An 11,972-nucleotide genomic window follows, 5' to 3' on the forward strand; every position below is an offset into this window, starting at 1 on the left:
TGATTTAGTAATCATTTCGATTTCTTGTAGTATTCTTCCTTTGGCACTGCTGCTCTAAGCAAAAGCTGAAAGAGCAATACACCAGCAGCACACTTTATGGCCAGGCCAGGTAGCAGTTGCCCCACTACTGTTTGCCAGTCTTCGGGCATTGGTCTAACTGTCCAAAGCCAGCCAAAACCCATCAGCAAGATGATGAGATGCCCGACCACGATGAGAAGTAGAAAATTAAGTGCTTCTCGCTTTTTCACCTGTTCGGCCAGGTAGCCACAAATAAGTGCGGCTGCCAAAAAGCCAAATAAAAAGCCTCCTGTCGGACCAGTAAATTTATCGAATCCACTGCTGTATTCCGCCAGCACCGGCAAACCTGCACCACCTAGAATGAGATAAACTAAAACAGACGTGAATCCGATTTTCCAGCCGAATATCAGCGGGAAAAATAAGACGAATAGACTTTGTAGTGTAATAGGTACGTCTCCAGTTGGAATGCTCAATGGGCCGATCACAGCCAGACACACTGTGCTAATCAAAAACTTGATTAGTGCATCGAGTCCATTCGACTCAAAGATCCTTAAGGTGGCGTTGATCATGCTTTTTATTCTTGAGTTTCGAGTTTGAAAATCACTCCATCTTCCAGATCCACTGAGTTGTTCTCCAGATCGATATCTGCCATCCTTCGGGATGGATCAATTTCAATAGAAGTGATGTCTTCGCCTTTTCTGTCTATTTCGAAAAGATAATACTGCTCTACCCATGGCCAGTCCTCGAGCAAAGTTCTCTCCTGTCCCTGTGCCGGTTTTTCGCCACGCATGATTCGGAGCGGGATGTAGAACATCTCTGTACTGCCATCGGAGTAAGTTACCTGCACATCGATTGGCATTGGTGTGAGACCGATTTTTTCGAGCGTCACGTAGGTGCTGTTTCCGTCTTTGCGCACTTCTTTCACAGCGTAGTCGATCGTGCGAGTAGATTCCACAAAATACTGGAAGTACCAGTCCAGCTCGAGTCCGGATTCTTTTTCGACAACTCTCTTGAAGTCGTTGGGATTAGGATGCTTGAATTTCCAAACGTCAAAGTAGGTGAGTAGTGCATTTTTCAGAACTTCTTCACCTACAACGTATTTGAGCTGTTCCACGAAAACCTGTCCTTTGCTGTAGGCGGCAATTCCGTAAGCCAGGTTTGTTTCGTAGTGATCGGCATGTGTAATCATCGGATTTTCCTTCCCCTGATCCACGATGTAGTAGTAGCCGCCATAAGCGTTTCTGTGCTTTTCTTCTTCTGGTTTGTCAAAAAGGTGAGCCATCACTTCCTCAGAGGCGTAAGACGTGAATCCTTCGTCCATCCACTCGTAGAGGCTTTCGTTGGTTGCCAAAACTCCCTGGTACCAGCTGTGCGCCAACTCGTGCACAAAGACACCAAATAAACTCATCTTGTTTCTCTTCCCAGTGATGAGGGTGGCCATTGGATACTCCATTCCGCCATCTCCTCCCTGAATCACACTGTAGGTGGAGTAGGGGTATTCACCGAAATGCTCGTTCATGTACTCAAAAACCTGAGGTGCAAAATCCTGAAGCTCTTCCCAGTTGTCGACAATCGAAGTGTCGTTTTGGTAGAAGAAGTGGATGTCAGGCCCATTTTTCATAGAAACCTTGTCGTGGATGTAGTCTTCATCTGCAGCCCAAACAAAATCGTGCACGTCTTCCGCCATGAAATTCCAGGTGAGTTTGTCACCGTCCGGGCGTTTTACCTTTGATTCGTCATCCGCATAACCGTGGCCAATTTCATTTGGATTTTGCAAAACGCCAGTGCCACCGATGATGAATTCTTTATCCATGGTGATATTGACTTCGAAATCACCCCAGACACCGTGGAATTCGCGACCAACGTAAGGATTGGCGTGCCAGCCTTCGTAGTCGTACTCACACATTTTAGGATACCACTGCGACATGGAATAAGCGATTCCCTCTTTGTTGTTTCTGCCGGATCTTCGGATCTGAAGCGGAACCTGGCCTTCAAATTCCATTTCGAATTTCACTTTCGAACCAGGCTTAATTCCTTTCGGTAACTTCACTTCGAGAATTGTCCCAACTTCTTCGAAGTCAACTTTCTTACCATCCATCTTCAACGACTTCACGTGGAGGTAGCCTTGTTTGTCGGGAGTTAGGTTTCCGATGCGATCGCCAACACGCGAGTCGGGATCTTCAATCGATTGCGACCTCACATCCATCATGCTGCCAGGTTGGAAAGCATTGAAAAAGAGGTGGTAAAAAACCTCGTTGAGCTCATCGGGTGAATTGTTGTAGTAAGTGAGCTCTTGCGTTCCCGTCAGTTTGTGATTTTCATCGTTGAGCTCCACATCCATTTTGTATTCTGCGCGCTGCTGCCAGCGATCTACCTGAGCGGATAGTGAAAGCGTTAAAAAAGTTAGACCAGTAAGAATTATGTACTTCATTCCTTGATAATGTTTTTATGGAAAGGGTAAATTTATTCAAATTGAACAGGAATGCCAGAAACGGTTGTTTGAGCGGCAAATTTCCAATGTGAGCAGAAGAGAATTCGATTATTTCAGGGCTTTAGCTAAAAACTGATGCACCGGAAGTGCCTTGCGATAGTGGTCGACTACAAACTCGAGGAGATCGTCTCGCTCTAACGTTTTTGTCGGATACTCGGCCATGTAATAAAACTGCTTGTTGGCAATCAGCGGCACTTCTTCTGCTACTTCTTTAAATTCCTTAGGAATGCGCTTGTGGGCTTCTCCCTGAATTTCTCCGTAGGTCTCAACGAAATCTTTGTCGTTGATCGCCTTCAGAAACTCTTTTGGTTTGGCTGCTATCTCTCTGCGAACGTCCTCGAGTTTTTCTTTGGATAAGCTGTAAGCTCCACCACCGATCCACACCTTCTCCGGTCCGAAGTGAATATAAAGTCCGGGGTAGTCGTGCACCTTTTTTCCTTTTCGGGAAATTGCCGCAGCTAGGTGCATTTTGTAAGGCGTTTTATCTTTTGCAAATCGAATGTCGCGGTTGATTCTAAAAATGGAATCTTTGGGCTCTACATTAAGTGCCGGATCGTATTCTTTTAGTCGCTCAATCAAATCACCAACAAATTTTTTGAATGGCTCTTTTACTTCCTTTTCGTATGTCTTGCGGTTTTCATCAAACCACTCTTTGTGGTTGTTCGGAGCGAGATCAATGAAAAACTGATTGAATTTTTTTGAGAAGTAAGCCATATATGTTTGTTTGTCTTTTGATCACGCTCCGGCAAAACCCTGGGAGCGCCTTTTCCTTCCAGCTCATTAAAGTAGTAAATATGAGCCCGGTAATTTCTGTTGTGTGGGTTTAATTTGTGAAGTAACTGATCAAAAAAACCGGGGTCGATGGTTTTCTTGTGCTCCAGCGAAGGATAAATTTCTCTGAATTGATTCACACGCTCTTCGATATTTTCGTCTTCGTAAAAGATAACGTAATTCGGTGCTGGTTTTTTCGCGTTCACCAAAGTGCTGTCGGAGATTTTGCTCAGGTCATCGCTCTTGGTGAAGTAATACTGATCGGCCCATTGGCCACTGTAGTAGAGTGGAGGCCTCAAGGTTCTGTTGGTGTGAGACCCCTCCACGATGAAATTCTGCACGTTGCCTTGCTCGTAGAGATAGCTCATGGCTTCAACGCGAGATTTCTTATTGTAAGATGTGCTAAGCACGATCAGTGCGAGCCCATTCAAAACCCAAAAGAAAATCCAACAACCGCGCAGCAACTTTTTTCGATTTTTCCAAAACCGCGACTGGGCTACAAATCGCTGCCAGCCTACCAGGCCGAGGATTACCACAAATGGCATTACCGGCACAATGAACCGCTCTTGTTTGTTGGCGATGGCAGAATGGATAATCAAAAAAATGAGTGTGGGAAGGAAAATCAGAAGATGGCGTTTCCACTCTCTGAAAAAACCGAATAGCATGAACAGACTTACCGGAGGAATCAGGAAACCAACCAAAACGAGGATGTAGTTGTACCAGGGTTGCACCAGATACTCGCTGCCGTGCTCCATGTTGTACGTTATGTATTCCCACAGCTCGGCAAACGGTCGGCCCCAGATGTAGAGGTCGCCTAGTTGAGTAAGAAAGAACACTGCGAAACTCACCAGGCCAAAGGTGATGGCCCCTTGCCACTTTTTCTGGATCAACAACACCAATCCTAACCCACCGACAAACAGTACGCTTTGGTATCGAATGCCCACGGCTAATCCTCCTAAAACTGCAGCCCAGACAAAAAGCCCAAATCGTTTTTCAGATTGCTCTTTCAGCAAAAGCCAGGTGCTCCACAGCAGAGGTGGAATGGTGACCATTTCCACCAGGTTTCTCACAGCATAGTTGGGGAAAAAGGCCAGCAAGGCAAGAACGAGCGCCACGAGTCTGGCAGTTTTCCAGTCGGAAATTCGCTCGGCAATTTTATAGCTGAAATAAATGGTGAGCAAAGAGTAAAATGCATGACCAATTCGAATGATCAGCATTTTCGTTTGTGGGTTGTTGAGCCCGATCAGATTGGTAAATTCGAAGAAAAAGTAGTGGAGTCCGATGTAGAACATGCTGTGGCCCTGAGGTTTTGCGGCCACATTTGGTTCCCAGGGAAGCCACGCCATGTTATCGAGTCCATCGGCCCAACTGGCGCTCGATTCGATGATTAGGAAATGATCATCGTGCATCAAAAATCCGCGGGAAAAGTAAGCTGCAACGAGTCGAACTATCAGCCCCACGAGCAAAACGAACGGCAGTGGATGATAGTTCCACATTTTTTTGATTGCATTCATCGCTCGCAAAAATATCAAAAAGGAAGTTGGAAAAGTCTGGCAGTGACGCCAGAGCTTTAGAAGTTAAACCCCGGGCCCCAGGTGTCGCGAAGCTGTTTCTGTAAGTGAGCCATTTTGATAGCGGCCACAGCGCATTCAATTCCCTTGTTGCCGTGCTTTCCTCCAGATCGAGCTTTCGCCTGATCCATGTTGTCGTCAGTGAGCACTCCAAAAATTACTGGGCGTCTGTATTTCAGGGCTACATCCTTCACACCTTGAGAAACTGCCTGGCAAACAAAATCGAAATGGGAGGTTTCTCCGCGGATCACGCTTCCCAGGGTGATAACCGCATTGAGGTCGGTGTTTTCGAGAAGAAATTGAGCTGCAGAAGTGAGTTCGAAGCTACCGGGTACCCAAATAATTTTGAGGTGGCGTTCTTCCACTCCGTGCTTTCGGAGCGTCTCCAGAGCTCCATCAAGAAGGCTTGAAGTTATTTCACGGTTCCACTCAGAAACAGCAATGCCGAACTTAAGTCCGGCAGCGCTGGGAGTTTCATCCAATTTATATTCAGAAAGATTCTTGTTTTCTGTAGCCATCTAGGTGGTTTAATTTTCTGGCATCGCTGCCAACAATTTTTTGGCGTTTGTGGTTTGACGAGATTTTGGATAGTCGTCAACAATCTTTTGATATTTAGCCTGTGCTTTGGCTTGCTGGCCAAGCTCCTGGTAAGCCATTCCGGCTTTCATGAGGTAAACCGGAGTGAGAGCAGAATTGTTTACCGCTCCGGCAGCTTTCTCGAAGTATGGGATCGCTTCTTCAATTTGACCGAGCTCCACATACATATCGCCAATGTTTCCAGTGTTAATCACACTAATCACATCGTCCTTGAGATCTGCTTTCTTAAAGTACTCAAGAGCTGACTGGTAATCTTCTTTTTCGCGAAGAATGATTCCCATGTAGTAGTTTGCCAAATCTCCCTGAACCGTTCCGCTGTATTGCTCAGAAATATCCTGGAACCCAGGGTAAGTGTCATCACCGTACATGGCCAGGTCGAGGGAATCCATCATGAAGTATTGCTCCGCTTTCCACATTTCTTCAGAGGCCTGCTTTTCGCGTGGTTCAATGTAAAGTTTGTCGTAAGCAAAATATCCAATAATTAGGATAACAACAACGAGAATCACAGAGGTGAGAGGCTTGCGATACTTGTCCACAAACATTTCCGTCTTCGTGTACACTTCCTGTACATCAACAATCGTCTCTTCTTTTTGGTCTTTCTTTTTGGCCATGTCGAAATATATTTAGAGCTGCAAAAATAAATTTTTTATCGAACAGTACTAAAAGCGTGTGGTTTTAGTTACCGAACTCTCCGTCTTTGTCTGTTCGGAAAGTGAAAGAAGTCACACTAATTCGAAAGTTGTGGATATTCTTTGTCGAATTAGTGATGAAGCCACACTTCACAATCGTTATTTTTGATCCCCCAAAATTAAAGGAGACAACCAGTGCTGCATCTGAAAACGCTTTCACTATTAAATTTCAAAAATTACGCTGATGCCGAGATCGGGCTTTCGGCCGATGTGAACTGCTTTTCGGGCTTCAATGGTGCTGGAAAAACCAATCTGCTCGATGCAATTTATTACCTGTCTTTTTGCAAGAGCTACTTTAATCCAATCGACAGCCAAAACATTCGTCATGGCGAGGCCTTTTTTGTGATTCAGGGCGTTTTTGAAAAAGAGGAAAAAGACGAGCGAGTTTATTGCGGACTAAAGAAAGGTCAGAAAAAACAGTTTAAAAGAAATAAGAAGGAGTACGAGCGTCTGGCCGATCACATCGGTTTGTTTCCGGCAGTGATCATTTCTCCATCTGATGTGGATTTGATCAAAGAGGGAAGTGAATTTCGGAGAAAGTTCATGGACGGAATTATTTCGCAGTACGACCGGAAGTATCTCGGCTGGCTAATCGACTACAACAAGGCTCTTTCACAGCGCAACCATTTGCTCAAGTCATTTGCGGAACACCGCTATTTTGACGCTGAGTCGCTGGAAATTTGGGATGCACAGTTGATCGAGCTATCAAAAAAAATACACTCTGAACGAAAGAGGTTCATGGAGGAGTTTATGCCTGAGTTTAATGCGCTCTACAAAGCCATCAGCGGAGGCAGCGAAGAGGTTATGATTTCGTACAAGTCGCAGCTCAACGAAGGTGATTTTGAGGAAACCTTTAAAAAGCACCTGGATCGCGATCGCAGTTTTCAGCGCACCACAGCCGGCATTCACAAGGATGATTTACTATTCGAAATCGGTGGTCACCCGATGAAAAAGTTCGGCTCACAAGGTCAACAGAAGTCGTTTTTGATTTCTCTAAAGTTGGGGCAGTTCCGTTTTATTCGTCAGATCAGTGGGCTCACGCCAATCCTGCTCCTCGATGATATTTTCGACAAAATTGATGACCAGCGGGTAAACTATTTGATGCAATTAGTCACCAACCACGAATTTGGCCAAATCTTCATTACCGATACAGATCCAGACCGGGTGCCGTCCATTTTTAGAAATACGGATGTAGACCTCAAAGTATTTGAAGTGAAAGAGGGATCTGTTTCACCGTTGAAAGAGGAGGTAGAGAAATGAAGCGAGACAGCAATCAAAGTCAACTTGGCGATGTAATCAAAGATCTTTTGAAGATCTATAAAATGGAAGATAAATACAATGAGGTGGAAGTGGCCAATGCCTGGAGCGACCTCATGGGGAATGCAATCATGCGAAAAACCAGAGAGTTGCGATTCCGGAACGGTCAGCTGATGGTACGCCTCGATTCTGGAGTTATCAAAGAAGAGTTTTCTATGGCCAAGGAAAAAATCATCGATCTGATGAATGAAAAGCTTGGCAAGAACATCATTACTGAGCTATACATTAAGTAAGCATCTGGCGCTTAAAAATTCAATTACCTCCAATTTTTGGCTTCAGCTTTCCAATCGGAATGCATTATATTGCGGGTGATTCGAATAACCTAATTCATGACTGATAACAAACTCAAGTTTTTCTGGCGTCTGGCTCCGATAGTCGTTCTCCTGGGAGGTGTTTACTTTAGTTTGACCTCCTCGGCAACTCCTGAAAAAAATCATCCACTTAGAGGGAAATCATTTCATAGTAACGAGGAGTTGGGAATGTACAGAGCAATGTCTGCGGATTTGCCAAATGGCTACAATTCTCTTTTTGCAGGATCTGGAGTTTGTGCAGGATGTCACGGCTTTGACCCAAATGGAATTGCTGGTGTAGATGAAGAAGGTAACGATGTGAACCTGGTGGACGACTGGCGAGCTTCCATGATGGCGAATTCTGCGAAAGATCCTTTCTGGAAAGCCAAAGTGAGCCACGAAGTGACTGTGAATCCGGAACACCAGACAATTTTGGAAGACAAGTGCACTTCATGCCATGCACCGATGGGCCATTTTGCTGCGCACTTTGACGGTTTGAGTGCTTATTCCATGGAAATGCTTTCTACCGATTCGCTCGGAATGGATGGGGTTAGTTGTAACGCTTGCCATCAACAAGACCCAGATGGAATTGGAACTGTATTTTCCGGAGAGCTTAGCTTCGTTGAAGATACGGTGTTTGGACCCTATGGTGGAGATCCGGATGAAGCTCCAATCTTCAGTCAACCTATGCAAAGCTTTGTTGGGTTTCAGCCTGAGTACGGAGCACACATTGGACAATCTGAACTTTGTGCGGGTTGCCACACTCTTCAAACCAATACGGTCGACCTCGAAGGTGAGCCCACAGGAAATGTTTTTGTGGAGCAGGCGACTTACCACGAATGGCTCAATTCAATTTACGCTACAGAAATTAACCCGATAGAGTGTCAGGGTTGCCACCTTCCTCAAATACCGGATGAAGTGGTGATCTCATCAAATTATGCGTTTTTGCCAGGACGTTCGCCATTTGGACTACACAGCATGGCCGGAGGAAACTCTTTCATGCTCGAGCTGATGCGTGATTACAGCGGTGAACTGGGTGTGTCTGCTACCGATGAGCAATTCAATTCCATGATCACACGGACGCTCGACAACTTGCAGAATCAATCGGTAGAAATGGAACTAGAGGAGGTGTCCGTCTCAACCGACAGTGCTGTTTACCAGGTGAAGTTGACAAATGTAACGGGTCACAAATTTCCATCGGGATATCCAGCGAGAAGAGCTTATATCGAATTTGTGATTACCGGAGCTGATCAGGATACGCTTTTCCAAAGCGGTGTGATTCAAAGCGATTATGAAGTGAATGGTCAAAACCCAACTTACGAACCTCACTACAACGTGATCAACAGCGAGGATCAGGTGCAGATTTACGAGTTGGTGATGGGCGATGTAAATGGTGACGTAACAACTGTCTTGGAACGGGCCAACGAGGCTATCAAAGACAACCGACTGACGCCAATTGGCTTTTCTACTTCCCACGAAGTTTACGACACAACCAAAATTGCCGGGCTGGCGCTCGATGACCCTAACTTCAACTACGAAGATGGAGAGGAAGGCTCTGGAAGTGATCGCATACTTTACAGCATTCCTTTGAATGGTTACGAAGGGCAGATCAACGTTTCTGCGCGCTTGTTTTACCAATCAGCTCCGCCAAAATGGATGGATGAAATGTTCGCCACCAACACAACGGAAATTCTCACTTTTAAAGAAATGTATGAGGCAACAGGTGCGGATCCAGTGCTGATGGCAGAAGAAACGATGGGAGCGGTCATTACCTACGTGGAGCAGCAAGCACTGAGTAATTTAATGGCTTATCCGAACCCAACTAGCACCGGACGCTTCTCCATCGACACAGATGGTGTTTTGAAAGTCGAGAGAGTGTCGGCCTACGACCTAACCGGTAGGCGGGTGTTAGAGCAAAGTTTTGATGGGGTCTCAAAAACAAAACTCCAGCTTCCATCGGAAACCGGAGTTTATGTAATCAAAGTAGAAACCAACGTGGGTGAAAAAATTCTGCGAGTAATCGTTGGTAATTAATTCACCACAAAGCGCTCTGTCACAATCCTCTTATCAGTTTTAAGAGTGAAAATGTAAATCCCACTTTTCAGCGAGTCGGTTTGTATTGTTTGAATGCTCGAATTGACTGTTCCAAACTGAACGAGTTGTCCCTGCAAATTCCAGATTTGGTAATCGCCTTTCGAGTCTGTCTGAATCTGAATGAACTCCTTAGCAGGGTTAGGGTAGAGGTTGATCCTAGATGATTCAACTTCGTTGTCATCGATTCCAAAAGCCACATCCTGGGTTGACCAAACACCATAGTGTCTAAGTCCGGCAAAAATTCCAGAAGAGGTTTTTGTCATGCAGATTACCTCCATCGGGGGAATACCCAATTCGGGAACTTCGTACCAGTTGCCGTTTGCATTCAAAGCGAAGATTTTCCCTGAGTCTTCGTCAAAAGGTTCCGCCCCGTTGGTACAGTAGACCCTGTTTTCTAACATCATCAGTTGCATTGGTGTTATTTCTTCATTTTGCGAGGCAAATCCGGAAGATGCATCCGTCCAGGTTTCACCGTTGTCGGAACTTTTCATGATTGTTTTATCGCCATCGAGCTCAGCTGATACGATTGCAATCAGTTTATCGTCCCAACCTGAAATGGATTTGAAGACCGAGCCGGAGTGTTCATGGAAATTCCAGTGCTCACCGTTGTTGGTCGACACTGCAACACCACCTGTAAAACCAGCGATCAGCACATCACCGACCTTTTCGAGGCATTCAAAAGTGTTAAAGCTGTTGTCTATTTGGGCCGGAAATTTTGTTGCAGACTCCCAGTTTTGTCCCAGGTCGTCTGAGTACCAAAAAGTGTAATCAATAAAGCTGAAGGAATAAATGCGGTCGCCATTCATGATGTAAGCTGCAGTTCCATGAGGTGTGGATGGAACTTCCTCAAAGGTTTCACCTGCATCTTCGCTCAGCGCAGCAAATTCATTTTGGCCGTTTGAGCTGATCAAGAGTTTGTTGCCATAAGATTCAATTCTGTTGAGTCCTTGACCGGAGTTTGGAACGCTTTGCATCGCGTTCTGCCACGATTCACCATCATTATCGGACCTGTAAAGAAGATGGTTCGAGAGGTTGAACAGCGTTTGATCAATACTCGTGATGTCGTGGGTATTTCCTACAGAAATATCCGATTGAAAAATTTCCGAATTATTAAGGTTCAGGCGGACTGGGCCTGAGATGGTTCCTGCCCAGCACTGTAAGCCTACGATATCAAAGTCGAGCGGAATCTGTGAGAATTCCTGTATTTGCGACCAGTTGTGCCCATCGTCAATGCTCTTGTAAATTCCGTTTGGTGAGCGTAAGTAGATGCTCTCACCCAGCACTTTTATATCCAAGACCTGACTAAATCCACCAAGGGTATCCCATGAAACTCCATGGTCCTCAGTGTATTTAAGTGAAGAAAGTTCATCGAATGAAAGCCCGGCAAAAATTCTTTCACCCTTTTGGGCGAAGCACAGCACTTCTGCAGAAGGGTGAGTGTGCGGATCAGAAATCAAAGTCGACCAGTTTTCACCGTTATCTTCCGAGTATTTCACCGAAACTTGCTGTCCTACCCAAATCTCCCCATCGAGGTTGGCCAAAGCGGTACAGCTGTTAGAGAGCTCGGTGTCTTCCCAGCTTTCTCCCTGGTCCGTAGAGTGCTTGAGCATGTATTGGTGGCCGATGAAAATGTGACCTTCATTCGAGGTTATGTTGCGCATCTGCTGCACGGCAAGCTGACTTTCAATGCCATCATTAGCAGGTTCCCAGCTAGCTCCGTAGTCAGTGGATCGGTACAGTTTGTCTTGTTCGCTGCACGATAAGAATAGCACACCATCAGCTTCTTCAATGGTTCCTGAGCCGATCACACCGGGACCAAGTCCATCGGTTACCTGGGTCCAGTTTTGGCCGTTGTCGGTGGACCTAAAAAGCCTTCCTGAAACTGAAGCCAGAGTTACTATTTGGTCAGCATAAATGTGTGGAGTGTAAGCCGAGCCCGGTATAAAACCTGTGGGCTCGAGTTGAGAAAATCCAAAAGAGGTGAATAGCAAGATTGCCAATAGAGTAGAAAATGGTTTCATAAGACAAGTATTTTTAGTGTTGATGCTAAAACTACTTGTTAGCCATTTGATTTAGAAATCGTTTCTACAAAACTGAATCGACTTTTATACAGGTCTGAGAATACAAAAAAGCC

Annotated in this window: 10 protein-coding genes; 3 read left to right on the plus strand and 7 right to left on the minus strand. The window is 45.4% G+C overall.

Translation table 11 applies throughout. The features are described 5' to 3' along the window. Positions 1 to 11 precede the first annotated feature (11 nt). The 6 genes from ABHV44_RS09425 to ABHV44_RS09450 all read right to left on the minus strand — a co-directional run bounded on the left by ABHV44_RS09425 (position 12) and on the right by ABHV44_RS09450 (position 6,059). The gene (locus ABHV44_RS09425) at positions 12 to 587 is read right to left on the minus strand and encodes a biotin transporter BioY (RefSeq protein ID WP_459074432.1); all 576 of its coding nucleotides are present in this window, start codon (positions 585 to 587) and stop codon (positions 12 to 14) included. A 5-nt stretch (positions 588 to 592) separates the two neighbouring features. After that, complete coding sequence (locus ABHV44_RS09430; RefSeq protein ID WP_459074433.1) at positions 593 to 2,449, minus strand: M1 family metallopeptidase; 1,857 nt, start codon at positions 2,447 to 2,449, stop codon at positions 593 to 595. A gap of 108 nt (positions 2,450 to 2,557) precedes the next feature. Then, positions 2,558 to 3,223 carry a DUF2461 domain-containing protein gene (locus ABHV44_RS09435; RefSeq protein ID WP_459074434.1) on the minus strand — a complete coding sequence of 222 codons (666 nt, stop codon included), beginning with the start codon at positions 3,221 to 3,223 and terminating at the stop codon, positions 2,558 to 2,560. Continuing rightward, positions 3,118 to 4,794 carry a glycosyltransferase family 39 protein gene (locus ABHV44_RS09440; RefSeq protein ID WP_459074435.1) on the minus strand — a complete coding sequence of 559 codons (1,677 nt, stop codon included), beginning with the start codon at positions 4,792 to 4,794 and terminating at the stop codon, positions 3,118 to 3,120. Before ABHV44_RS09440 ends, ABHV44_RS09435 begins: the two co-directional genes overlap by 106 nt. A 56-nt stretch (positions 4,795 to 4,850) precedes the next feature. Continuing rightward, positions 4,851 to 5,369 carry a 6,7-dimethyl-8-ribityllumazine synthase gene (gene ribH, locus ABHV44_RS09445; RefSeq protein WP_459074436.1) on the minus strand — a complete coding sequence of 173 codons (519 nt, stop codon included), beginning with the start codon at positions 5,367 to 5,369 and terminating at the stop codon, positions 4,851 to 4,853. A gap of 9 nt (positions 5,370 to 5,378) precedes the next feature. After that, the gene (locus tag ABHV44_RS09450) at positions 5,379 to 6,059 is read right to left on the minus strand and encodes a tetratricopeptide repeat protein (RefSeq protein WP_459074437.1); all 681 of its coding nucleotides are present in this window, start codon (positions 6,057 to 6,059) and stop codon (positions 5,379 to 5,381) included. Positions 6,060 to 6,275: 216 nt separating this feature from the next. Here ABHV44_RS09450 and recF point away from each other — a divergent pair, with 216 nt between their 5' ends. From recF to ABHV44_RS09465, 3 genes are all read left to right on the plus strand, one after another. Further along, complete coding sequence (gene recF, locus ABHV44_RS09455) at positions 6,276 to 7,397, plus strand: DNA replication/repair protein RecF (RefSeq protein ID WP_459074574.1); 1,122 nt, start codon at positions 6,276 to 6,278, stop codon at positions 7,395 to 7,397. Continuing rightward, entirely contained in the window at positions 7,394 to 7,687 is a 294-nt protein-coding gene (locus ABHV44_RS09460) for a DUF721 domain-containing protein (RefSeq protein WP_459074438.1), read from the plus strand. Before recF ends, ABHV44_RS09460 begins: the two co-directional genes overlap by 4 nt. A 96-nt stretch (positions 7,688 to 7,783) precedes the next feature. Beyond that, positions 7,784 to 9,778, plus strand: coding sequence for a T9SS type A sorting domain-containing protein (locus ABHV44_RS09465; RefSeq protein ID WP_459074439.1), 1,995 nt, complete (start codon positions 7,784 to 7,786; stop codon positions 9,776 to 9,778). Here the strand turns inward: ABHV44_RS09465 and ABHV44_RS09470 are convergent. Then, positions 9,775 to 11,859: a T9SS type A sorting domain-containing protein gene (locus tag ABHV44_RS09470; RefSeq protein ID WP_459074440.1), complete on the minus strand. Its 2,085-nt coding sequence runs from the start codon at positions 11,857 to 11,859 to the stop codon at positions 9,775 to 9,777. The genes ABHV44_RS09465 and ABHV44_RS09470 overlap by 4 nt on opposite strands. Between the last annotated feature and the right edge of the window lie 113 nt (positions 11,860 to 11,972).

The organism is Halocola ammonii (assembly GCF_049334165.1).
Lineage (GTDB): Bacteria > Bacteroidota > Bacteroidia > Flavobacteriales_D > Sanyastnellaceae > JBEGHD01.

Coding starts and splice junctions, on each gene's coding strand:
- ABHV44_RS09425 (WP_459074432.1), bottom strand. CDS start 587: ATGATCAACGCCACCTTAAGGATCTTTGAGTCGAATGGACTCGATGCA.
- ABHV44_RS09430 (WP_459074433.1), bottom strand. CDS start 2,449: ATGAAGTACATAATTCTTACTGGTCTAACTTTTTTAACGCTTTCACTA.
- ABHV44_RS09435 (WP_459074434.1), bottom strand. CDS start 3,223: ATGGCTTACTTCTCAAAAAAATTCAATCAGTTTTTCATTGATCTCGCT.
- ABHV44_RS09440 (WP_459074435.1), bottom strand. CDS start 4,794: ATGAATGCAATCAAAAAAATGTGGAACTATCATCCACTGCCGTTCGTT.
- ribH (WP_459074436.1), bottom strand. CDS start 5,369: ATGGCTACAGAAAACAAGAATCTTTCTGAATATAAATTGGATGAAACT.
- ABHV44_RS09450 (WP_459074437.1), bottom strand. CDS start 6,059: ATGGCCAAAAAGAAAGACCAAAAAGAAGAGACGATTGTTGATGTACAG.
- ABHV44_RS09460 (WP_459074438.1), top strand. CDS start 7,394: ATGAAGCGAGACAGCAATCAAAGTCAACTTGGCGATGTAATCAAAGAT.
- ABHV44_RS09465 (WP_459074439.1), top strand. CDS start 7,784: ATGACTGATAACAAACTCAAGTTTTTCTGGCGTCTGGCTCCGATAGTC.
- ABHV44_RS09470 (WP_459074440.1), bottom strand. CDS start 11,859: ATGAAACCATTTTCTACTCTATTGGCAATCTTGCTATTCACCTCTTTT.